Annotated in this window: 18 protein-coding genes; 8 read left to right on the top strand and 10 right to left on the bottom strand. The window is 63.6% G+C overall.

The features are described 5' to 3' along the window. Window positions 1-10 precede the first annotated feature (10 nt). Both ACT17R_RS03200 and ACT17R_RS03195 read left to right on the top strand, forming a co-directional pair. The gene (locus tag ACT17R_RS03200; protein WP_444808981.1) at window positions 11-2,296 is read left to right on the top strand and encodes a TonB-dependent receptor; all 2,286 of its coding nucleotides are present in this window, start codon (window positions 11-13) and stop codon (window positions 2,294-2,296) included. A 100-nt stretch (window positions 2,297-2,396) separates the two neighbouring features. Continuing rightward, the gene (locus ACT17R_RS03195; protein ID WP_062900532.1) at window positions 2,397-3,335 is read left to right on the top strand and encodes a winged helix-turn-helix transcriptional regulator; all 939 of its coding nucleotides are present in this window, start codon (window positions 2,397-2,399) and stop codon (window positions 3,333-3,335) included. A gap of 32 nt (window positions 3,336-3,367) precedes the next feature. On the opposite strand, the gene ACT17R_RS03190 is transcribed toward ACT17R_RS03195, so the two are convergent. Then, the gene (locus ACT17R_RS03190) at window positions 3,368-3,793 is read right to left on the bottom strand and encodes a DUF2147 domain-containing protein (protein ID WP_062900531.1); all 426 of its coding nucleotides are present in this window, start codon (window positions 3,791-3,793) and stop codon (window positions 3,368-3,370) included. After that, entirely contained in the window at window positions 3,790-4,647 is an 858-nt protein-coding gene (locus tag ACT17R_RS03185) for a metal-dependent hydrolase (protein WP_062902957.1), read from the bottom strand. The genes ACT17R_RS03190 and ACT17R_RS03185 overlap by 4 nt, the downstream gene beginning before the upstream one ends. Window positions 4,648-4,824: 177 nt before the next feature. On the opposite strand from ACT17R_RS03185, the gene ACT17R_RS03180 reads away from it, so the two are divergent. After that, on the top strand, window positions 4,825-5,460 hold the full coding sequence (locus ACT17R_RS03180) for a TetR/AcrR family transcriptional regulator (protein ID WP_234178575.1): 636 nt from the start codon (window positions 4,825-4,827) through the stop codon (window positions 5,458-5,460). A 16-nt stretch (window positions 5,461-5,476) separates the two neighbouring features. Here ACT17R_RS03180 and ACT17R_RS03175 read toward each other — a convergent pair whose 3' ends face one another. Together ACT17R_RS03175 and ACT17R_RS03170 are read right to left on the bottom strand one after the other, a co-directional pair. Further along, on the bottom strand, window positions 5,477-6,472 hold the full coding sequence (locus ACT17R_RS03175) for a FecR family protein (RefSeq protein ID WP_062900529.1): 996 nt from the start codon (window positions 6,470-6,472) through the stop codon (window positions 5,477-5,479). Further along, on the bottom strand, window positions 6,469-6,981 hold the full coding sequence (locus ACT17R_RS03170; protein ID WP_062900528.1) for an RNA polymerase sigma factor: 513 nt from the start codon (window positions 6,979-6,981) through the stop codon (window positions 6,469-6,471). The genes ACT17R_RS03175 and ACT17R_RS03170 overlap by 4 nt, the downstream gene beginning before the upstream one ends. A 343-nt stretch (window positions 6,982-7,324) precedes the next feature. On the opposite strand from ACT17R_RS03170, the gene ACT17R_RS03165 reads away from it, so the two are divergent. The 3 genes from ACT17R_RS03165 to ACT17R_RS03155 all read left to right on the top strand — a co-directional run bounded on the left by ACT17R_RS03165 (window position 7,325) and on the right by ACT17R_RS03155 (window position 13,582). After that, complete coding sequence (locus ACT17R_RS03165) at window positions 7,325-10,570, top strand: TonB-dependent receptor domain-containing protein (protein WP_217372590.1); 3,246 nt, start codon at window positions 7,325-7,327, stop codon at window positions 10,568-10,570. A gap of 155 nt (window positions 10,571-10,725) precedes the next feature. Continuing rightward, window positions 10,726-11,223, top strand: a complete 498-nt coding sequence (locus ACT17R_RS03160) for a hypothetical protein (RefSeq protein ID WP_186402690.1) — start codon at window positions 10,726-10,728, stop codon at window positions 11,221-11,223. Between the two features lie 214 nt (window positions 11,224-11,437). Beyond that, on the top strand, window positions 11,438-13,582 hold the full coding sequence (locus ACT17R_RS03155; RefSeq protein WP_444808980.1) for a hypothetical protein: 2,145 nt from the start codon (window positions 11,438-11,440) through the stop codon (window positions 13,580-13,582). 131 nt (window positions 13,583-13,713) lie between these two features. Here the strand turns inward: ACT17R_RS03155 and ACT17R_RS03150 are convergent, their stop codons facing one another. Next, window positions 13,714-14,364, bottom strand: a complete 651-nt coding sequence (locus ACT17R_RS03150; protein ID WP_217372588.1) for a Crp/Fnr family transcriptional regulator — start codon at window positions 14,362-14,364, stop codon at window positions 13,714-13,716. A gap of 75 nt (window positions 14,365-14,439) precedes the next feature. Between ACT17R_RS03150 and ACT17R_RS03145 the strand changes: the two genes are divergently transcribed. After that, entirely contained in the window at window positions 14,440-15,273 is an 834-nt protein-coding gene (locus ACT17R_RS03145) for a TauD/TfdA dioxygenase family protein (protein WP_217372587.1), read from the top strand. A 16-nt stretch (window positions 15,274-15,289) separates the two neighbouring features. Here the strand turns inward: ACT17R_RS03145 and ACT17R_RS03140 are convergent, their stop codons facing one another. Next, a complete protein-coding gene (locus ACT17R_RS03140) occupies window positions 15,290-16,105 on the bottom strand; it encodes a hypothetical protein (RefSeq protein WP_234178577.1) in 816 nt (271 codons plus the stop codon). A gap of 272 nt (window positions 16,106-16,377) precedes the next feature. Between ACT17R_RS03140 and ACT17R_RS03135 the strand changes: the two genes are divergently transcribed. Then, window positions 16,378-16,557, top strand: coding sequence for a hypothetical protein (locus ACT17R_RS03135; protein ID WP_062900524.1), 180 nt, complete (start codon window positions 16,378-16,380; stop codon window positions 16,555-16,557). Window positions 16,558-16,633: 76 nt separating this feature from the next. Here the strand turns inward: ACT17R_RS03135 and ACT17R_RS03130 are convergent, their stop codons facing one another. From ACT17R_RS03130 to ACT17R_RS03115, 4 genes are read right to left on the bottom strand one after another with little or no spacing between them, the layout of a single operon-like run. Next, the gene (locus ACT17R_RS03130; RefSeq protein WP_444808979.1) at window positions 16,634-17,836 is read right to left on the bottom strand and encodes a M14 family metallopeptidase; all 1,203 of its coding nucleotides are present in this window, start codon (window positions 17,834-17,836) and stop codon (window positions 16,634-16,636) included. Window positions 17,837-17,840: 4 nt separating this feature from the next. Further along, complete coding sequence (locus ACT17R_RS03125; protein ID WP_444808978.1) at window positions 17,841-20,906, bottom strand: TonB-dependent receptor domain-containing protein; 3,066 nt, start codon at window positions 20,904-20,906, stop codon at window positions 17,841-17,843. Window positions 20,907-20,935: 29 nt separating this feature from the next. Next, window positions 20,936-21,880: an alpha/beta hydrolase gene (locus tag ACT17R_RS03120; RefSeq protein WP_217372586.1), complete on the bottom strand. Its 945-nt coding sequence runs from the start codon at window positions 21,878-21,880 to the stop codon at window positions 20,936-20,938. Continuing rightward, window positions 21,877-23,229 (bottom strand): dicarboxylate/amino acid:cation symporter, encoded by a 1,353-nt coding sequence (locus ACT17R_RS03115; protein ID WP_444808977.1) that lies wholly within the window; start codon window positions 23,227-23,229, stop codon window positions 21,877-21,879. The genes ACT17R_RS03120 and ACT17R_RS03115 overlap by 4 nt, the downstream gene beginning before the upstream one ends. Window positions 23,230-23,302 lie beyond the last annotated feature (73 nt).

The following is a 23,302-nucleotide window of genomic DNA, read 5'->3' as shown; positions in this document are numbered from 1 at the left end:
AGGGAGAATCATGAAGCATTCACTTGCCATGCTGTTGGCTGCGTCGGCGCTTGCCGGTCCCGCGGCTGCGTTCGCGCAGGAGGCCCCCGCCGAAAGCCAGGGCGGCCTCGACGACATCATCGTTACTGCCCAGAAGCGCGCCGAGGGCTTGTCCGATGTGCCGATCTCGATTTCCGCGGTCAGCGGCAAGCAGGTCGAAAGCTATGGGCAGACCAACCTTGAGCAGATCAGTTCGTCGGTGCCGAATCTTAAGATCACCCAGACCGCGATCGCCAATCGCATCGCGATCCGCGGCATCGCCTCGGGCGACAACAAGGGGTTCGAACAGTCGGTCGCGATGTTCGTCGATGGCGTCTATTATGGACGCGACCAGCTTTCGCGCCTGCCGCTCGTCGATATGGAGCGGGTCGAGGTTTTGCGAGGCCCCCAACCGACGCTGTTCGGCAAGAATGCAATCGCAGGGGCGGTCAATATCACGACACGCAGCCCGACCGACGAATTCGAGGGGACGGTGAGCGGCCTCTATGAATTCAATCACAAGGAACTGCAGCTGACCGGCGTTCTGTCGGGGCCGCTGAGCGACGGCATCGAAGCGCGCGTGGTTGGCTATCATCGCTCGATGGACGGATATTTCTACAACCAGAAATTGAAGCGCAACGAGCCCAACGTCGATGAATATTATGTCCGCGGCAAGGTGGAGTTCGACAAGGGCGGGCCGCTCGCGGCCGAACTGAAGCTCGAATATGCAGACTTCGCGATGAAGGGCCAGCCACGCGACGTGTTCGGCGCGGTCGGGAATTACAATGCGGTCTTCCAGGGCCCCTTCTTCGTCAGCACCGTCCCCGACTATGTGCGCGAGGATAATGGCTATGAAAGCCGCAACAAGGTGTTCGGGGCGACGCTGAACGCCGATCTGGAAATCGGCGAGCACACGCTGACCTCGGTCACGTCGCTGCTCGACTATAAGACGCGCGAGATCGTCGATGTCGACTTTTCGGGGATCAGCTTTCTCGACGGTACGAATTTGCGCGAGGATTATCGGCAGTTTTCGCAAGAGCTCCGCCTGACCTCGCCCGGCGGCGAGGCGTTCAACTATATCGGCGGGGTCTATTATCAGCACGCCAAGCTGGACGTTCAGGATTTCACCCTCTTCAATCCGACCTTCCTGGGGCTGGGCGCACCGTTCAACGCGCTCGGTGACACGCGCAACGACCGCGACTACAGCCAGACGTCGGACTTGATATCGGCCTTTGCGCAAGGCGAATTGTCGCTGACCGACCAGCTTCGCGTTACCGCCGGCGCGCGCTTCAACCATGAGAAGAAGAGCGGCCGCCGATCGCTCGCCATCGTGCAAGGCCCGCTCAGCACCGCGCCCGCTGCCGTCGTCGCTGCGGTGTTCCGCGCGCTCAACATCGAGGCGCACAGCATCGCCGGCAAGCTGAGCGAGGACAGCTTCAATCCGATGGTCAACGTCCAGTTCGACGCGACCGACGACCTGATGCTCTACGCGTCCTACGCGCGCGGAACCAAGGCTGGCGGCTTCGACATCCGGTCGAACTCGCTGCCGACGTCGACCACGGTCGCCAAGCCCGGCGCGTTCGAATTCCAGGACGAAAGCGCCGACAATTTCGAAGCGGGGCTGAAATACAAGGGCCGCGACGTCGCCTTCAACCTGTCCTTCTATCGCACCAAATACAAGGATCTGCAGGTCAACATCTTCGACGGGACGCTCAACTTCAACGTCCGCAATGCGGCGGCGGCGCGGACGCAGGGGATCGAAGCGGATTTTCGCGCGGCGCTCGCCGCAGGCCTGACCATCAGCGGCGCGATCGCCTATCTCGATTTCAAATTCACCAACTTCACCGACGGCCAATGCTATTATCTGCAGACGCCGGGACCGGGTGGCTTCTGCGACTATAGCGGCAAGCGTAACGCGCTGAGTCCGAAATGGTCGGGTAATCTCAATGTCGATTACTGGACGCCGGTCGGCAGCGACCTCAAGCTGTCATTCAACGTCAACGCCGACTTTTCCTCCTCCTATATCGCGGCGGCGAACCTCGACCCGCGGACCTATCAGGGCAGCTATGCGAAGCTTGGCGCCCGCATCGGCTTGGGACAGATCGACAATCGCTGGGAAGTGGCGCTGATCGGCCGCAATCTGACCGACCAGCGGATCCTTCAGACCGGCAGCGCGATGCCGCTTGCGACGACGATTACGGGCGGGGCGGGCAATGCCTATAACGGGATCGTCGATCGGCCGCGAACGATTGCGGTGCAGGTTACGGGGCGCTTTTGAACCAGCTCTCCCCCGACGGAAGCATGGGCGCGGGCACCGCCCATCTTCCGTCGGACCGGCCTTGTCGCGTGCTGTTCCGCGGAGTAGGGCGGGCCCAGCAATGGACGCATCAGCCGTGAAAGAAGATCGCACCATCCGCGCCTGTTCGATCTGGCGCGCGCTCGATGTCGTCGGCGACGTTCCGGTGCTGCTCATCATGGAGCAGGCCTTTCTCGGCACCCATGGCTTCGACGAATTCGTGGCGCGGACCGGGCTCGCGCGATCGGTCGTCAGCGGACGGCTGCGCAAGCTGGTCGACGAGGACTGCCTTGCCAAACGGCCGAAGAAGGAAGGGCGCGGTTCCTATTATGCGCTGACCGAGAAGGGGCGCGACCAGTTTCCCAACGCCTTGATGATGCTGCGCTGGCAGCATCGCTGGGAAGCCGCAAGCCGCGACTTTCGCGTTCGTCTGCGGCACAGCGCGTGCGGCGCGGAAACCGAGCCGACGCCGATATGCGCCCATTGCCGGAAGGAAATCGACCCGCGCGACGTCGACTGGCGCGAAGGGCCGGGGCTGGCCCAGGTCGTTCCGCACTATGAACGCCGGCGCTTCAACGGCGCGGTGACGGCGCGCCGCCCGGGCGGGCGCCCGCTGGTCGACACGATGATCGAATTGTTCGGCGATCGATGGGCGACGCTTGTGGTGCGCGCGATGTTCACGCGCATCAACCGCTTCGATGACATTCAGCGCGACACGTTGATGGCGACCAATATCCTGACCGGCCGCCTCGAACGGCTGATCCGGCAGGGCATATTGCGCACCATTCCCTATTCGGCGCACGCCGACCGCGTCGAATATCGGCTGACCGAAAAGGGCCGCGACCTTTATCCCGTATTGCTGGCGCTGCTCCAGTGGGGCGACCGCTGGTTTTCCGACGAACGCGGCCCGCCGCTGATCCTGACGCACAAGCCATGCGGCCACGACCTTCGGATGATCGTTGCCTGCAACCATTGCGACGGCGAAATCGGCATCCACAATCTGACGTTCGAGATCGAATGAGCGTCCGGAGCCGATAGTAATGCGCAGCCGCGCTAGTTAAGCCGCGTCCACGTCTTGGTTCGACAGAAAAAGGCGAGGCAGCCCTTCACTTCCAGCTTGCCGTTGCCGAGCAGTCGCAGTTCGCCGCGCGACGCTCCGTCGCCGGTTTCGGGGTCGTACACGGGGCCGCCCTTCCACTGGGACGGGCCGCCCTTGAAATTCTGGAGCACGACCAGCCCCATCAACCGACGCTGGCGCAGCTTGGGATCGCCGTTCCGCACGTCGCGCAGATCGGGATTGGCGCGCAGCCGCTTTGCATCGACCACCTTGCCGCATAGCGCCGCGCCGCAGCGATAGATTTCGACCCGTCCGCCTTCGCTGCCCGTCGCCCACAGCCCAACGGGATCGGCAGCCATGGCGCTTGCGGGGGCAAGAGCGGCGGCGGCAGCGAGGCCCATCGCAATCGCGCGGCGGCTCATGCCGCCTGCTCCCGGCTCGCGGGCGCGTTCAGCAAAGCGAGCGCTTCGGCCAGGAGGGGGCGGTCGTCGTGCTGCCAGGGATGAAAGCCCGGCCGCATATAGCCGACCACACCTTTGAGCAGATGCCGCATCAGGCCGTGCCTTCCATAGAGATAGGCGAGCAAGTGCCGCCACGTCGTCCAGTCGTTGCGCCCGTCCTGCCGCAACAGATCTGCGGTATTGCGGAAAATCACATAGTGAAAGCGCAAAGTCGTAACGCCCATGACGGCGCAGCGCTTCAACCAGCGCCGCAGCGGCATCATGTCACGCGTTGCATGAAGATAGGTGTCGTAGGCGACCGCCTTATGCTCGATTTCCTCGATCGCGTGCCACCGCCACAAACGCCGCGCTTCCTCGCTCGCGCCGCCCAGATGCCCGGGATTCGCGAGCGCGTCATGCGCCAGCGTCGCGGTAAAATGTTCGAGTGCGCAGGTTGCCGCCAATTGCTGGAGCGGCGGGCGCTGTTTCGCCCATGCGATCGTCCGGCGCGCGCGTTCTTCGAGCGGGGCGATGTCGTAACCGACATCTTCGGCCTGGCGATTGAAGACGACATGTTCGCGCGAATGCATCGATTCCTGATAGATGAAATCGTCGATCTGGCCGCGCAGCGGCTGCGGCGTGCCTTCGCGATACTGCCGGACCGATGTCATGAAGAATTTCTCGCCGACAGGGAAGGTGGACGACAGCGCGTTGAAAAAGGCGGTGCGACCGGGGTCGCCGCTGTGCCACCAGCGCGGCGGGGCCTGCTCGCGGCCGAACTTCATGTCGCGCTTCTCGATCCTGAGATCAGGAGGCGTGGGCGTATCGAGGGTCATGAACAGCTCCTGCGAATCATCAACATTAACATCAATGTTTATAATGCAAATATTCGCCATTCGCAAGAGATGCTACTATCCTGTTTCAGAACGGCTTTTTCGGAAGCCGATCGGAAGGCTGTTTCGCTTGCGTACATTGGTCTAAGGCCATGTGGACCGCAGGTGGAGGAAAGAGCGATGGCGCGAATGTACAAGATGGCGCGGCCCGCCCCGAAACGCCGCAAGCGATCGGGCGCGGAGGTGCGCGAAGAAGGGCTGGCCGCGGCGCGTCGTCTGCTGCTCGACGGCGGTCCGGGTGCCGTGACGCTTGCCAACGTCGGCGAAGCAATCGGCATGTCGCACGCCAATGTGCTGCATCATTTCGGTTCAGCGGCGGGTCTGCAATCGGCGCTGATGGGATCGATGATCCAGGATCTGACGGGCGCGCTGGATAATGTCGTCGACCTGCTGGAAACCGACGATGCGGCGCCGCGCACGATTACCGATCATGTTTTCGATGCCTTTGACAAGGGCGGCGCCGGGCCGCTCGCGGCGTGGATCGTTCTGTCGGGCGATGTCGGCCGCCTCGAGCCGATCCGCGAAGCGGTCGGTGCGCTCGTCACCGCGATCGTCGGTCAGTCGAAGGATGCCGCCGCGCGCGAGCGCGTCCGCGCCGCAGTGCTGATGGTAGCTGTCAGCGCGTTCGGCGATGCGGTGATCGGCCCCTATCTACGCGATATGCTGGGCCAGAAGGATGATGCGATGCGCGATCTCGTCACCCGCTTTCTGCCGCTGTTCCTGTCTCCCGGCTTTCTGGGGCTGGCCGAGGACTAGGGTCAGTATCTTGGGGTCAGGGGCCAGCCGCGAGCAGGATGCTATCGTCGGATGTCGACACGCGATGCGCAATGCCGTTGAGTTCCATGGCCTTGACGAACCCGTCGACGTCGCCCGCCTCGAACACGCCGACAATGCGGCGATCGGGCACCACGCCGTTTGCGAACGTCAGCTTGCGGATTGAATAGCGGTTCATCTGGTCAACCGCCTCGGCCAGCGGGTCCTGCATGAAGACGAGGCGGCCTTCGGTCCAGCTCGTTTCCTTGCTGACATCGACACGCCGCAGGGTCCAATTGCGATCGGTCCCGATCGTCAGCTTGCGACCGGGGACCATATCGGCGCCATCACCGGTCCCTGAGGCGCTCTCCTCGACGCGCACCTTACCCTCGGCCAGAACCACGACGACATTGCCGCCATCGAGGCTGACTTCGAAGGCTGTGCCGACGGCGCGAACGCTCTTGCCGTTCGCATGAACGATGAAGGGACGCGATTTGTCGTGCGCGACCCGGAAAAAGGCCCGGCCGCCGATCAGTTCGACCAAGCGCCGGCCACCGCGCTCCTGAAACCGCATGTCGGTTTCGGAATCGAGCGTTACCACCGTCCCGTCGGGTAGGGTGACGGTGCTGCGCTGTCCGGTTTCTGTACGGAATGTCTGAGCAAGCTGCGCCGGTTCGCCGCGCATCAGCGGCGGCGCCAAAAAAGCTGCGGCGACCATAAGCAAGATCGACGCCGCGATCGCCATCCACCAGCCCATAGGGCGTGAAGACGGTCTGTCGTCGATGTCCGGCTCCGCGCGCGACGCTGCGAACGCGGGATCGTCGGCAGCGGCGCCCGCAAGCGCCCACGCCCGTTCGACCCGGCGATAGACGTCGCGATGCAAGTCGGAATGATCGAGCCATTCGTGAAAGCGGCGTTCGTCGTCGACCGTCATGTCGCCGGCAAGATGCAGGTTCAGCCAATGCGCGGCTTCCGAACGCGCGGCCGCGCGATTGCCATGGTCGGTGGCGCTCACAGTTCGGCCTCCATTTCTTCGGCAATCCTGACCAGCGCGCGGTGCATCAATTCCTTCACCGAATCCTTGGTGATCCCCATGCGCTGCGCAATCGCCTGATAGGTCAGATGTTCGAACCGGTGCAATTCGAACGCCTGTCGCGCCCGTGGAGGCAAATTGACGATCGCCGCCACCACGCGGCGATATTCCTCCTGGCCGATCGCAATGCGTTCGGGCGAAAGCTGGTCGGCCTCTTCGACGCCGTCCGCCCATGCCGCCTGGAGGACCGCGCTACTGCGCGCCTGTTTGCGGTAGCGGCTGATCAGCACATTCCGCGCGGTCGCGAACAGATAGCCTTCGACATTTTCCACTGGCGTTCCGAACTGAGCCGCCTGCAGGCGCAGAAATACGTCCTGCACCAGGTCATCTACGTCCCCGTCGTTGACCCGCCGCCGGAAATAGCGCCGCAATCCCGGACCATAGGCGTGCATCCACGCCTCCAGGTCCTGGTCAGGGCGCGGCACGCCCATGTCAGACCGTGCCCGCTCGGCAGGGGCGCCCGCAAAGGCATTGCGCGTTGATCGCCTTCATCGCCGTCATTGAGCTATCGGTCCAATCCATTTTTCCTCCTCACCCGGCAAACCGGAGCAAGGCTCGTTAAGATAGACGCCCGCGCGCGAAGAGAGGGGGGAGCAAATAACCATAATTGTACAATTTTATCATGCGTTGGTGCGTTGTTAACATTAACATCGTTGAAAATTATCACGCACTCATCCCCCCGAAACAAGGGGATGGGCGTCTAGCATATGACGGGAGGGAACTCCGTCGCATCTAGCGGGAAGACCCGCGGAACATGGGCTAGGGAGAGGAAGCATGCAATTTCGGGCATGTGGGTTGCGCAAGATTTTTCTGAGCGGGGTCGCCATCGGATGCCTCGCGCTATCGGTCGGCACGGCGCAGGCGCGCGAGGGACAGGACAAAGCGACCAGCTACAAGATTCCCGCCCAGCCGCTGGGCCGCGCGCTGCGGGATTTCGGGTTACAGAGCGGCATGACAATCATGGCCGACGCTATGATCGTCAACGGCAAGCGCAGCGGCGGATATAGCGACCGGTCCGATCCCGAAACCGCGTTGCGCGTGCTGCTCCGCGGAACCGGGCTGGGCTATCGCCGTGAGGGCAATATTTTCGTCGTGCAGCCTGTGGGAAACGAGACCCCGACCGCCGCGGCGGTGACCGACGGCGACAATGAAATCATCGTCACCGCCCAGAAGCGTGCGGAAAAGATCATCGACGTTCCGATTGCGATCAGTGCCTTCACGCCGCGGGCACTCGACGACAAGAAGGTCGAAGGAGGGGCCGAACTCGTTCGCGCGGTGCCCAACGTCAATTTTTCGAAGAGCAATTTTTCGGGCTATGATTTCACGATCCGCGGGATCGGGACCAAAGCGATATCCGCGTCGAGCGACCCGGCCGTCGCGGTAAGCTTCAACAATACGCCGCTGATCCGCAATCGATTGTTCGAACAGGAGTTTTTCGACCTTGAACGCGTCGAGGTGCTGCGCGGCCCACAGGGTACCCTCTATGGCCGCAACGCAACGGGAGGCGTCGTCAACATTATCACCGCAATGCCGAAATACAGCTTCGAGGGTCTGGCGAAGGCCGAGGTGGGCAGCTTTGGGACGATGCGCCTCAACGGGATGCTGAACATCCCGCTGGGCGACCGGTTCGCGATCCGCGGCGCCGCGGCCATGACGAAGCGCGAAGGCTTCGACTACAACAGCTTTACCAATCGTCACGTCAACGACCGCGATCTGTGGTCGACGCGCCTGTCGGCGCAGTGGGAGCCGAGCGATAACCTGAAGGCGAATTTCGTCTGGCAGCATTTCCAGGAGAAGGATCGGCGATCGCGGACTGGCAAGCAGCTTTGCACCCGCGATCCCGGCCCCGATATGGTCGGCGATACCCCGGTTCCCGATCATCTTCGCGGCAAGCTGAGCCAGGGATGCCTTCCGGGATCGCTCTACAGCGAGGCTGCCTTTGGCGCACCGAACGCGACCAGCTTTGCCTTTTATTACACAGCGGGATTGATCGACGTCGGGCTGCTGCCCGATCCCGTCTTGGGCCTGGCGCCGGTGCCGATCGTCAACAATTTGTCCGATCCCTACGCAGGGATCAATCAATCGCGCAATCTGCGCGAAATTTCGACAAGCTACGATCCTGTATTTCGCGCCAAAAACGACGTCTTCCAGCTCAATCTGGAGGCCGGTCTCGGCGATCTCAAGCTGGTGTCGCAAACCGCCTATGCGCGCGATCGCTATTATTCGTCGCAGGATTACAACCGCTTCGTCTCTGCTCCGGTCTTCGCTGATTCACTGGACCCGCGGCTCGTCGACGTGCTCGGTAGACCGAACAACATACCGGGGCCGACGCCCGGCGGCGTCTACACCGATCCGCAGCTTGGTCCATCCGACCGGATGCTCGCCGTCGACGTCAGCCAGTCGCGGAACAGTCAGTGGACGCAGGAACTCCGGCTTCAGTCCGATTTCAGCGGCCCCTTCAACTTTAGCGTGGGAGCGAATGCGCTGAACTTCAAATCGCAGGACGACTATTATGTGTTCAGCAACCTGTTCAGCCTGCTGGCCGAATATTTCTACAATCGCGAGGATGCGCCCGGCGAGATCGGGACGGGCACCCGCAATTGCGATGCAGGCAACGAATTTCGCGAATGCGTCTATGTCGATCCCAATCCGATCGACCAGATCAACGGCGAGGGTCATAATTATTTCCGCAGCAAGAATGTCGTGCAGACGCGCTCATGGGCGCTGTTCGGGGAAACCTATTGGCAGATCGCCGATGATGTGAAGATCACTGCCGGCGCGCGCTATACCAACGACCGCAAGCGTTCGACCCCGATTCCGAGCCAGCTTTTGCTCGGTGCGTTCAATTTCGGAACCGAAAGCGGCCCCTCGAGCGGCGGCCGCGTAAGTCGCGGCTATCCGGCCCTTCCGCCGATCAACCAGGAATGGAATGCCTTCACCGGTCGTCTTGTCGTCGATTGGTCGCCGCAGACGTCGTTCACCGACGACACGCTGGTCTATGCGTCCTATTCGCGTGGTTACAAGGGTGGGGGCTCCAATCCGCCACGCGTCGACATCGACCCGAAGGTAATCCAGTACCAGCCGCTCGCCGAAACCTTCGAGCCCGAATATGTCAATGCGTTCGAGATCGGGATGAAGAACAGTCTCGCCGGCGGCAAGGTCATGCTCAACGCGACCGCATTCCTCAATCTATACAAGGACTATCAGGTCTCTCAGATCGTCGATCGCATCTCGCTCAACGAAAATTTCGACGCGACGACCTGGGGACTCGAGCTTGAAGCGGCGTGGCAGCCTTCGCGCAACTTCCGTGTCGATTCCAACTTCGGCTATCTGCGCACGCGGATCGGCAAGGGGGAGCAGTCGATCGACGTGATGAACCGAACGCAGGGCAATCCCGACTGGGTCGTCGTGCGTCCACAGCTCGGTGTGCCGTCGAACTGCATCGCGCCCAAGGACAAGGTCGAGGCGATCCTCTCATCCTTCTTTGCGGGGCCGGGCGGGCTCGGGGACTTCATGCTCTCGGCGCTTTGTGCGGGGTCGGCGCGCTACGGCAGCTTCAACCCGAACGTCGAGACAAATTTGCGCTGGGACCAGTTCCTTGGCTTTACCTATGACCCGCTGACCGACGCGCCGAATGGCGGGCGCGGCTTTTATGCGGACCTCAGTGGAAAAGAACTTCCCAATTCACCGCGCTATACCTTCAATATCGGCGCGCAATACACGGTCTTTGCCGGCGAATGGAATGTCACGCTGCGCGGCGACTATTATCGCCAGGCGAAAAGCTATGCGCGCATATACAACACCGAATATGATCGGCTTCGCGCCTGGGACAACGCCAATTTGGCGATCACGATCGAGCGACCGAAATCGCAGTTCGCAGTGCAACTCTATGTCAAGAATCTGTTCAACGACACGCCGATCACAAACACCTTTACCAACAGCGACGACACCGGGCTGAGCGCGAATATCTTCACGCTCGACCCCCGGATCATCGGATTCAACGTCACCAAGCGGTTCTGATCCGGCACGGCCGCTCCGCCTCGGGCGCGTCTTCGGGCGCGCCCTTCTTTTTTGGGTTCAGAACCTGCTTCCCATCCCCCCTCGCGACCTTTGCGGGCGTCTAATCATTTGGGAAGGCAAAATCTTCCCGAACCAAAGCAGAGGAGAGGATTATCATGAAACGCCTTTTGAAAGTTTCGATCTGCACCCTGGCTTCGCTGAGCCTGTTGCCCGCGGCCGCCTTGGCCGGAACCTATTCGCCATCGGGATCGGGTGGCGCAGGACCGAGCACCGTTCAGGTGAAGAAAGGTATCACCCTCACATGCACGCTCACCGCGAGTACGACCTCCAACGGTACGATTTCGAGCACCGGCACGCCGAGCGGCACGAAGATCACCAGCATTGCGCTGAGCGGCGGACTTTGCGGCGCGGTATCCTTTACCGGCATGCCCTATGACGTCAGCGCTACCAGCTCGACCGATGTCATCATTCACGACGTGCGCGTCACGGGCATCACCGGCAACTGCCGCGGCGATCTGAAGGCCAAGCTCGTCGGCGGCGTGCTGCAATTCAATCACGCCAATACGATTCCGTCGGATCCCGCAGGCGGTTCGCCGTGCAGCATGCAGGGCAATGTCTCGACCAGCCCAACGGCTTCCTACTCCTACCCCTGATTGCGGTCAGCGAAACCAACCGGCGCCAGCCTGTCGCTTCCGCAGGTATGACGGGGCGGCCCCTCCCTCCCCCCCAAACCGCCCGATGTCGGCCCGGAAAGATGAAGACCGGAAGGCGCATTGCCTTCCGGTCTTCATCCGTTGCTGCGGAATGTCGTGAAAGGCCTCGATGAAACGGCCCAGCTTATGGCGTGTAGCCCATGGCTTGTTCGGCTTGGCGGCCGCGCTTTGCCTCCACGCCGTTCCGGCGGCGGCGCAGGCTGGATTGCCGGGTGCAGAGTCCGATCATATCGTCGTGACCGCTCGCGGCGGCGAAGCGCTCGTCGCTGCCGAACTGGAATTGAGCCCGGCAGAGATAGACACTTACGGCGCTGCGACGATCGGCGACCTCGTCGCCCGGATCGCTCCGCTGACCGGTCGGCCGGACGAACTGCCGATCATTCTGATCGATGGAAAGCGGGTCGACGGGGCGGCCGGGATAAACGGGTTTCCGCCCGAAGCATTGGCCCGCCTTGCGCTTCTCAAGCCGGAGGCGGCGGCCCGCTATGGCTATCCGCCCGGCCAGCGCGTGGTCAATCTCGTTCTTAAACCGCATTTTGCGTCCTGGCAGGGTGAGACTGCGTTCGGGGTAGCCACCGCCGGCGGACGAGAGAGCGGGCAGGCCGCGCTTGGCCGCTTTTTGATCGACGGGCCTGCGCGGTGGAACGGTCGCGTCGAGCTTTCCGGCGACGCCGCGCTGCGGCGCGACGAAAGGCCGCCTGCCGATTCGAACAGAGGTGGCGATGGGCGATTTTACACGCTGCTGCCCGCGATTAAGGGCGCGTCGGCAAATGTCGCCTTGGCGCGCCCTCTGGGGCGTTTCACCGGCACCCTCACTCTTGACGCGGGGTGGCAAGAGCAGCGTCAGCTGACCGGCCGCGCTGGCGACGGCCTAGCGGAGACGGCCCGAACGCTTGAGGGCCGGCAGAGGGGGCGAAGCATCGGTGCTTCTGCCCTCCTCGCGGGACAGGTTGCGGGCTGGCAGGGCAGCCTTATCCTCCGCTACGCCTGGTCATGGACCGACAGCATCATCGAAGCGCGGAGCGACAAGGGCAATATCGTGCCAAGGCGCGGGCGGGCGCGGAGCGAAAATCTGTCCGCGCAGTTAAATTTCAATCGGACGATTATGACACTCCCCGCGGGCGCCGCGACGGCAAATCTGACTCTGGCGGCGAACCGCAACTGGTCGGACAGTCGGCGTGCGGACGATGCAGATGCAATCGTCTTTCGGCGTGATCAGCAGGATGTGGCACTGGCACTCGCCGTGCCGCTTTTCGCGGCCGGTGAACATGCAATGCCGGTGGGCGATGTGTCATTAGATATTTCCGCCGGCGCCAATCGTCCGTCCGGCATTGCGGCCCAGTTCCGCTATGACGTCGGAATAAACTGGTCGCCGGTCCCAGCGCTGCAGATACGCGCGATGACTGGGTTTGCCGAACGAGCTCCGACGCCCGATCAGATTGCCGGCGCACCAATTGAAGTCGTCCGGCAGATTTATGATTTTCGAAGCGACAGGATCTCGGACGTCTTGTGGATTACGGGCGGCAACCCCGACCTCGGCGGCGGACGCCAGCGCACATACGGGTTGCGGATGACAATCAAACCGTTCGGTACCGCACCGATAACGCTCGCCAGCGAATACCGCCGTCAGGTCAGTCATGGGGGTGCGGCGCCTTTTCCTGCGTTTACGCCTGTCGTTGAAGCGGCCTTCCCCGATCGGATCCGGCGCGATGGGATGGGCCGGCTTGTAGCGATCGACGCCCGCCCGATCGCTATCGTCGCGGACGTGGACGAACGTCTGGACACCAGCCTCGTTGCCGCAATACGGAGTTTCGGAGGCCGCGAAAAGCCGTGGCAGGCCACTCTCTCGGTGACACACGGCTGGCTGTTGCACAGCGAGGTGCGGACTGGCGCCGGATTACCGGTGCTGGACCGGATAGACGGCGACATCGGCCAATCGCGACACAGTCTGGGCGTCCAGCTCAACCTCGGGCGGAGCGGGTTGGGCCTGACGCTCGACGGAAATTGGCAGAGCGGATACAGGCTGCGCGCCATCGCTGACGCCGTCGGTGGCGAGGACTATCGGTTCGACGCCTTGCTCCTGACCAATTTGCGCATCCATGTCGAACCGGCGCGCATCCTGTCGGGACATATTCCGACATGGATGCAGGATCTGCAGATTTCGGCCGACGTCCGGAACCTGTTCGACGGCTATCGCCAAGTACGCTTGGGCGATGGCAGCAGGCCTGCCGGGTATGGACGCTATGACGCCGATCCCTTGGGACGGAGCGTCCGTATTTCGCTGCGCAAGCGGTTCTAAGGCGATGCCTGATGGCCGACGGTCCTCTTCATAGGTTCGCGCAATTACGCGGCACTTCCTCCTGCAGAATCTTGGCATTTCATCAGGTGGACGGGTTGGCTCGATCCCGCGGGACACTATCGGGTGGCCCCTTATGCACCCGTGAGGCGACTTAACTGAGCCATGTCGCGCAGGTGGATGGTGCGATAGCCGCGCCGGATCGCGCCCGCTTGCTCGAGCGCGGCAAGATGGGCGCTCACGACCTTGCGCGACAGGCCGCAGAGTTCGGCCAGATCCGATTGGCTGAGCGGTACCTCGGCGTCACGCGCGAAGGTCAGGAGCCGCGCGGCGATGCGTCCGCGGGGCCTCAGCGACAGCATCTGCGCCAGCCCGTGCACGCTGGCGTCGAGTTGCCCGTACACCAGTTCGCTCGTCGCCTTCCAGAGCGCGGGGAGGCGATGCCCGATCCGGTCGAGCATCGTGTCGCTGATCGTCAGGACGCGGCTCGGCCGGCTGGCGATCGCGGTCACGATACGCGGACCGCCGCCCATCTGGCGCGACTGACCGAAGGCGTCGCCGGCGCGGGCGATGCCGACCAGCACGATCTTTTCCCCCGCCGCGGCTTCGAGGCGCAGCATCCCGTCGAGCACGATGACGATGCCGGTCGCCATGTCCCCCTCGCCATAGACCCATTGCCCGCGCGCGAGCGTTGCCAGCCGGCCATCGGCCGCGATCGCCTGCTGCACCGCAGGATCGCAGCGGCAAAACCATCTGCATTGCCGGAGCTGATCGCCGATCGTCATGAAGAATTGTAACGAAGGTGGCATTTGAATGCCAGCGTTTGCGCTATCGTCGCCGGGATAATGCGGGAGAGTTCCATGACGTCGATACAGATGCACCCCCTGTCGCCGCACGTCGGTGTCGAAGCGACCGGGATCGATTTGAACCATCTCGACGAGCAGGATATCGGGCTTCTGCGGCAGGCCGTCGCCGAGCACGGCGTCCTCTTCGTGCGCGATCAGACGCTCACCCCCGAACAGCATATCGCTTTCGCCCGCCGCTGGGGCGAGATCGACATCAACAAATATTTCCCTGCCAATGGCGGGCACCCGGAAATTGCGGAGGTCCGCAAGTCGGAGAGCCAGCAGACCAATATCGGCGGCGGGTGGCACACCGATCACAGCTATGACCAGATCCCCGCAATGGGCTCCATCCTGCTCGCCCGCGAAACTCCGCCCAGCGGCGGCGATACATTGTTCGCGGGCATGGGCGCGGCTTTCGATTCGTTGTCACCGGGCCTGAAGGACATGTTGCGGACGCTTCGCGCCGTCCACTCGGCCGATCATATCTACAGCGCCGATGGCCTCTATTCGAAGACCGATCAGGGTGTCGACCTGAAGGGGCATGAGGAACGAACGCGCGCGGTGCATCCGGTGGTGATCCGGCACCCGCAAAGCGGGCGCGAGATCCTGTACGTAAATCCGGCCTTCACGCTGCATTTCGACGGCTGGACGCGCGAGGAGAGCGTGCCGCTGCTCACCTATCTCTATCAGGTCGCGATGCAGGAGCAGTTTCATTGCCGCGTCCAATGGGCGCCCGGATCGCTGGCAATCTGGGACAACCGGTCGACCTGGCATTATGCGATGAATGATTATCACGGCCATCGCCGCCTGATGCACCGCATCACCATTTCGGGCGAACCGCTCGCCTGATTTATGGGGCCAGCCCCTAGGGTCGTTCGATTCCGTAATCGATCCTGATCCGGACCCAGGCCCCGACCATCGAGCGCCCGCCGACCCGCGGCGGCCGCACGCGGAATTGCCACGCCGCCGCCAGCACCGCGCGGTTGATCTGCGATCCTTGCGGATATTCGTCGAGCCCGACGCAATCCTCGACGCGAAACTCGGGGGCGGTGCGACAGGCGATCAGCCCCCATCCCGGCCCACTGGCGGTGGACAGATAGCCGCGCAGTTCGTCGCGGCTCGGCTCGCGATACCATGCCGCCGCATAAAGCGGCTCGCCGTTTGGAGCGCTCCCCACGCGCGGCGTGTCGCGCGATGCCGCCGACCCGCCGCTGTCTGGCGGGCCAAAGGACTGCCCGCTGTTGAGGCGGACGCCGATGCGTTTCGTCGGCGGGGTGGCTGGCGGCGCCGGTGGTTGCGGGGGCGTCGCGGGCTGCGGGACTTGTGGCGGCAGTGGGGTGGGCGGTGGCGCCGGAACGGGGGGGCTCGTCACCGGCGGCGTCGGCGCCTCCTTCTGCTGTTCGCGCGCCTTGCTGGCGGACTCGGGTGCTTGCTCGGCGACTTCGGCGGCTTCCAGGCTCACCATGGTGATCCGTTCCTGCTGCTTGTCGGGCAGCGATCCCAGGCCCGTGGTGAGAAGCAGCAGGAGCAGCAGCGCCGGAATCAGGACAGCGAGGCCGATCGCGAACAGCCGGCGCCCCGCCCCGATGCTGAGCTGTTCGACGTAGGGAGTGGCTGGAACAGGGTTCAGCGGACGCAATCTTCGGTGGCGGCGCGCGCTGGTCGCGGGCCGGGGAGGCACGCGCGAGCGATAGGCGGGAGGGCGATTTTTGACAAGGGTGCCTGCAAGCCCGCAGCGGGCGCTACTCGCTAAGCGGTCGCTCGCCGCGACCTGAGCGCGCCGACAGATGACCAACTTGTAATCCCGCCGCCATCGGCCGGGCAGGGCCCCGGGTCTATTGATCGGTCGTCGGGCAAGGCCGATCCGAACCGTTTCCCCCGTCCCTGGAACGGATCGGCCGCCCTGACAGCCCCCGATTGCGGGTGGTTGAACTGTCAAGGAGTGGAAGTCTCATGCGTAACTATAGCAAACTCGCTGCCGCCGCCGTCCTTTCGCTCGCCATGGTGAGCGGCTCGGCTTTCGCCGCTGACGCGACGCCGACCAAGGCGGCGACGTCGAAGCCCGCGAAAAAGGCGACGCACCACGCGCAAAAGATGAAGAAGGCCGAAAAGAAGGCCGCAACCAAGGGCTGATCGCCAGCGTCAGTTCCCGGTTGCCGAGGCCGGTCCGCCGATGCGGACCGGCCTTTCGGCGTCCGGCGCCGGAAGATTATCGAGCGAGGAGCGGAAGTGCGCTCAGAAAGGCGCGTGCGAGTTTCCCTCCGGCGGCATCGATTCCGGGGCGGTCGGCCTCGTCGCCGGCTTCATAGGTAAAGGCGGGGATACCATAGGTCGCGTGAAACCAGTTTTTCGACGTGCCCGAGCCGGGGTTGGCGTTGCGGCGTTCGATCGTGAAGGGATAGCCGGGCAGCGCCTTCTCCTTCCCGCCAAGCCATGCTGCAAGGCACGCCTCCTCCGCGGGCGTCGTTTCGTCGGCGCCCTGCACATAGAAGAGGCTGTGCTGCGTCGAATGGAAATCGACCATGGCGACCGGGCGCACGCCTGCGGGCAGGCGATCAAGCCAGGTTTTGACCGCGCGCGTTTCGGGCTGCGAAAAGATGCCCCAGTCGCGATTGAGGTCGACGCCGCCGCGGTTCGCGCGCCAGTGACCCCGCGCGACACCGTCGGGGTTCAGCAAGGGCAGGATAAGGAATTGCGTCGCTGCGGTGTCGACGCGCCCCGCGGCGATCTCGTCCGCGAGCGCGCGCAAAAAGGCATCCATTGCGAGCGCGCCGGTAATTTCGGGCGGATGGGCGCGTCCGATCAGGATGACGAGCCGCGGCGCCTTCGTGTCGCCGATGTGGACCGCCGATAGCAGCCGACCGTCGAGCGACGCGCCAAGTGTCAGCCGCTCGGCTGCGGGTAGCGCCGCAAGCCGGTCGAGCAACGCATCATAGCGGTCGCTGCCGAACAATTCCTGCCCACTGACGATCCCTTCGCCGGCGGGCAGCGAGAGCGTGGCGCTCATCCCGTCGGCCGCAACGCTGGCGGAAAGGGGCGCGGCGGTGCCGCCTACGGTCAATTTGGGCGCATAGCGATGCGCCGCGCCAAGATAGTCGAGTTCGACCGAAATGTCCGCCGACCCGCTCGCCCGGTAGCGGAAGGCGTACCAGGGGCTCGGGTTGATCGGCGGCGCATGTTCGGGGCCGATCAATATCGTGAACGACCGCTCGCCCCGGATGACGCAGCGCGATGCGGGCGCTTCGTCGAAATCGAAGTCGATCCGCACCGTGCTCGTCGTGCATCCCGAACCGCGTTCGACCGGCGCGGCGGCGAGGGACGGCGGAAGCGGGGGTGTGCTGCTGCACGCCCCCGTCCCTCCGATGACCAGCGCAAGCGCGACGCGCTGCGCCAGGGCGCTGGACAGTCGCATTGCGCTAGAACTTCTTGCGCAACTCGACGTGGAAGACGCGGCCGCGCGCGGTGTAGAGGCTGCTGAAGAAGCCATAATCCTCGTCAGCCAGCGGCGGATCTTCGTTGAACAGATTGTTGATCGCGAAGCGCAAGCGGGTGCCGTCGAGCGGGGTGTCATTCTTGATCGTGTAGGCGATCGAGAGGTTCAGCGTAAACTGATCGTGCACCGGGTAATAGTTTGCGTTCGGATCGTCGGAATCGATCAGCACGTCGCGGATCACGCTCGTGTCGTAAACCTTGCCCGTATATTGGCCGAACAGGCCGATATCGACCGGGCCGCTTCCCCAGTTGATCGCGCCGGTCGCGCGCCATTTCGGGCGGCCCTCGATCTCGACCAGCTCGCCCAGACCGCCGACCGTGACGTCGAGCGGCAGGACGCCCGAGGCGATGCCGTCGAGGATTTCCTGACCGTCGGGCCCCGCCGACTGGACGAAGCTCATCAGGTGCGCGACGTTGAGGCTCAGGCGGAACTTGCCCATGCCGAAATCGGGCACCTTGTAGAACAGGCCGAAGTCCCAGCCCTTGGAGACGCGGCTGTCGAGGTTGAGATAGGGGTCGAGCACCTGGGTGATCTTGCCCGCGGGGGCGAGGCTGGTGCCGGTGAACAGCGCAATGTCCTCCGCGGTCGGATCGGCGCGGATGACGTTGGGGTTGCTGCTGCCGTTCAGGCGGCGCAGCAGGTCGAGCGCGATGGCATTGTCGTCGCCGAACGTGCCGACCAGCCCGGTCTGCTTGACGCGCCAGTAATCGGCGGTCAGCGTCAACCCGGGGATGAAGCGCGGTTCGAGGACGATACCCAGGTTGATGCTGGTGCTATCCTCGGGCTTTAAATTCTCGGTACCCGAGCGATAGCTGATCGTGCCCGCGCCGGTGCAGGAACCGAGGCTGGAAATCAGCCCCTTTTCGAGCTGCGCCTGACACAGGACGAAATCGTCGCGCGTGTTCGACCGCGTCGTCCCCGCGTCATTGACCTGCACCAGATTGGGGGCCCGGAAACCGCGGGACCAGGCGCCGCGGAAGGTCACGCCGGGGAAGACCGACCAGGATGCGGCGATGCGCGGCACCGCGGCGGTTTCGTCGATATCCTTGAAATGCTCGACGCGGCCGGCGAGCTGGATATCGAAGCGGTTGATCAGCGGGATATTCATTTCCGGGCTGACGACCGGCACGAGCAGTTCGGCGAAGGCCGAATAGACTTCGCGCGAGCCGCTGGTGTCGGGCGAGGGGCTGGTGCCCGCGACGTCGCTGCCATTGACTTCGCCGGTCACGCTGTCGGTGAAGGTGATCGTCCCGTCGAGCCGCGGATCGCGGTCATCGTAGAAGGTTTTGCGGCGCCATTCGACGCCCGCGGCGATACCCAGATCGCCGCCCGGCAGCGACAGGAGGTCGTTGCGGCTGATCTTGAAGTCGCCGAGCGCGAGGCTGGTACCGCCCTTGCGGTAGACGTCGATACGGAAGGGATCGATCGACGAGTCGGGGTTGGGCGTGCAGTCGCCGATGCCGGGATCGGAGGTGACGCAGCCGCCGTTGAACGGATTATAGGCGTCGGGCGTCGTCAGGTTGATCTGGTTCTGCATCAGCGTGAGCGAGACGCGGTTGTGCGTCACATCGTTCAGCTTAGCCTCGGAATAGACGAAGCCGGTGTCGAAGTCCCACGCGCCGATATTGCCGCGCAGCCCGCCGACGAGGCGATAGACATTCTTGTCGACCGACACGTCGCGATTGCCGACATCGACGAAGCGATAGCGCTCCATAATGACATCCACACCGCTCGCGGCGATGGTGGTGCCGGGCAGGCGGTTGGGACTGCCGACCGGGCCGAACGGGTTCCAATAGGCATTTTTCGAAATGCCGACCGGCACCGCGCTCAGGATCGCCGAAGCGTCGAGCTGACGGTTGTTTTCAGACCGGTAGAAACTGCCTTCGAAATAGGCCTCGACATTGTTGCTGAGTTCGTAACTCAGCAGCGCCATCGCATTGTAGCGACGCTTCTGGCTGATCAGGCTGTTACCGTAGATCGTGTTGTAGCGGACGTCCGTGGTCGGCGTCGTGCCGTTCCGGGCGCAGAGGCCGTCTCCGAAGTCCATCTTGCAGCCGGGAAAGCTCGACGGCTGGAGATAGAAATCATCGTCGCCGATCGGCGTCCGGCTCGACGGCGACGAGCCCTGGATGTCGAATTGCCCGAACGGACCGAAGGTGTTGCGATTGTTGAACGACGCGTCGCCTTCGAAATCGGTGCCTTCGACCAGCGGCAGGCGATTATCGTCCGCGGCATAGTCGCGCGCGGCATTCGATAGCCCGTTTTCATAAAAATAGCCGCCATAGACGGTCAGGTTGCCGCGTCCGCCGCCGAAGTCGAAACCATAGCCGCCTGAAATCTGGTAGCTGTAGAGGCTGGTGCCGTCGGAGGCGCGCCAGTCGCCTTCGAGGAAGCCGCCCTTCATGTCGCCCTTGAGGACGGTGTTGATCACGCCCGCCACCGCGTCCGCGCCATAGATCGCCGACGCGCCGTCGCGCAGCACTTCGAGCCGCTTGACGCTGCCTGGCGCGATTTCGTTGGTGTCGGAGCTCACCACGGGCACGAGCAGTTCGGTCTGGAAACCGGGGTGAAGCGTCATCCGGCGGCCGTTGATCAGCAGCAGCGTGTTGCCGGTGCCGAGGTCGCGCAGGTTGATCGAGCCGACGTCGCCGCGGACATTGTTGACGGTCGACGAATTCTGTTCGTTGAACGCGACGGTGCCGGCCTGCGGGATCGCCCGGAACAGCTCGTCGCCCGACGACGCCCCGGTGTTTTCGATCGCCGTTTCGTCGAGCACCGTGACGGGCAGGACGTCGTTGATCTTCGCACCCTGAATCTGCGAGCCGGTAACGACGATCGCCTCATTCGCGTCTGCGGGCGGTGCCGGCTGGTCGGCGCTCTGGTCCGCCGCGGTTTCGGCGGCGAGCGGTTCCTGCGCCTGTGCGACGGTCGCCGCAAGCAAGCTAGGTCCGCAGAGTAGCGCCAGCTTTGCGATGGTGATTGCACGCATGGATATTTCCCTTCCCCTGTTGTCTGTATTCATCGATCGAATGGCCGCCTGGTCATCCAGGCTTCGAACAGATCGGGCCATTGGCTGAGGATCTGGTCGGGCGTGCCGAGGCCCCATCCGTGGCCGCCCTCCTCGAAAATGTGCAGCTCGGCCTTCGCGCCCTTGGCGAGCATCGCCTGGAACAGCGACAGATTATGGCCGGGCGGTGCGATCGGATCGTCGGATGCCGAAAATAGGATCATCGGCGGTGCGTTTCCGTTCGCCAGCGTATCGAGCGACCAGGCATCTTCGGCGGCTTTGGTCGGATGCTCGCCGATAATCTCGCGCCGCGTCCGCGTGGTATCGAACGGCTTGCGCAACTGCACCACCGGAAAGAGCAGCGCCGCGAAGTCGGGGCGTGCCGGGGCGTTTTCGAAACGATCGGTGCCGTCGTAGAATTTCTGGTCGGGCCGCAGCGCGGTGAAGCCTGCGAGGTGCCCGCCCGCCGACATGCCCATGATTCCGATGCGGTCGGGCGCGATGCCGAAATCGGCGGCGCGGGTGCGCACGATCTTCATCGCCCGCTGCGCGTCGGCGAAGGGCGCGCTTGCGTCCCAGCCGTCGCGCGGAAGGCGATAGATCAACTCGAACACGGTATAGCCGTGCAGCTGGAGCCATTTCGCCGCGGGCGTGCTTTCCTTCCACAGCTGGATACGGAAATAGCCGCCGCCACCGCAGACGATCACCGCGCGGCCGTTGGCGATATTGGGCCGGTAGACGCGCAGCCGCGGGGTCGCGATATTCGAGACTGCGCCATAGCCGGACCCCGCGCCGCCGATCTTTTCGGGACCGCTGGGTCCGTTGCCCCCCGGCGGTTTGCCGGGCCAGAGCGGAATTTCCTCAACCGCAAAGGCAAGCGCCGGGGCCGATCCGGCAGCGCCGAAGGCACCTGCGAGCGCCGCGCCGCCGGCAAGGATTGACCGCCGCGAGATCATGCGCCTTCTCCTGACTTGGCCATCGCAAGGCTGTGCGGGCCGGAGCGTTCGTGGCGCTCGCTATCCTCGCTCGGCAGCGCCATCGGCGTGCCGGCCATCGCCGCCGCCAGCCGATCGGTATCGAGCGCCTTTTCCCATTTGGCGACGACGATCGTCGCCACCGCATTGCCGATGAAGTTGGTGAGTGCCCGGCATTCGCTCATAAAGCGGTCGATCCCGAGGATCAGCGCCATGCCCGCGACGGGAACAGACGGGACGACCGAGAGCGTCGCGGCAAGGATCACGAAGCCCGCGCCGGTCACCCCGGCCGCGCCCTTTGAACTGATCATCGCGACAAGGACGAGCGCGAGCTGCTCGCCGAGCGACAGGTGGATGCCCGTCGCCTGCGCAATGAACAGCGCGGCGAGCGTCATGTAGATGTTGGTGCCGTCGAGGTTGAACGAATAGCCGGTCGGCACGACGAGCCCGACCACCGTCTTGCGACAGCCAGCGACTTCGAGCTTTTCCATAAGGCTGGGCAGCGCCGCTTCAGACGACGAGGTGCCCAGGACCAGTAGCAGCTCTTCGCGAAGATAGCGGATCAGCGCGAAGATCGAAAAGCCGGTGAAGCGTGCGACCAACCCAAGCACGACGATCACGAACAGCAGCGAGGTGAGGTAGAAGGTCGCGACGAGCGTCGCGAGGCTGGCAAGCGACCCGATCCCGAACTTGCCGATGGTGAAGGCGATCGCGCCGAACGCGCCGATCGGCGCGAACTTCATCAGCATGTGAACAAGCTTGAAGATCACTTCGCTGAACGACGTCAGCAGATCGAGCACGAGGTCGCTTTTGGGGCGCGTCGTGAAGATTGCGACGCCCGAAAGGATCGCGACGAGCAGAACCTGCAGGATTTCGCCGTCGGTCATCGCGCTGAACAGCGTCGTCGGAATGATGTTGAGCAGGAAGCCGGCTAGCGATTGTTCATCGGCGGTGTGCGCGTAGGTCGCGACCGCGGTGGTATCCAGCGCGGCGGGATCGATGTTGAGCCCGGCGCCAGGCTGCACGATGTTGGCGACCGCCAGACCGACGATGAGCGCCAGCGTCGAAAAGGTCAGGAAATAGATGAAGGCCTTGGCCGCGACGCTGCCGATCGACGACATGTCCTTCATGCTGGCAATGCCGGTCGCGACCGTCAGGAAGATCACCGGCGCGATGATCATCTTCACCAGCTTGATGAAGCCGTCGCCCAGCGGCTTCAGCGCCTCGCCGGCATCGGGATAGAAATGACCCAGCAGCGCGCCGAGCAAAATCGCCACGACGACCTGGAAATAGAGCTGTCGATAGAGCGGTACGCGCTTGCGCCCGGCCATGCCTTTATCTGCCGCGATGCTGATCGACCCCATGCCATCCTGTCCCCTGTCCGCCGGCTCGAACCGGCTGTTG

Source organism: Sphingopyxis sp. Q841, from assembly GCF_052384365.1.
Taxonomy (GTDB): domain Bacteria; phylum Pseudomonadota; class Alphaproteobacteria; order Sphingomonadales; family Sphingomonadaceae; genus Sphingopyxis; species Sphingopyxis terrae_A.
This window is presented reverse-complemented; position numbering and strand designations above follow the sequence as displayed.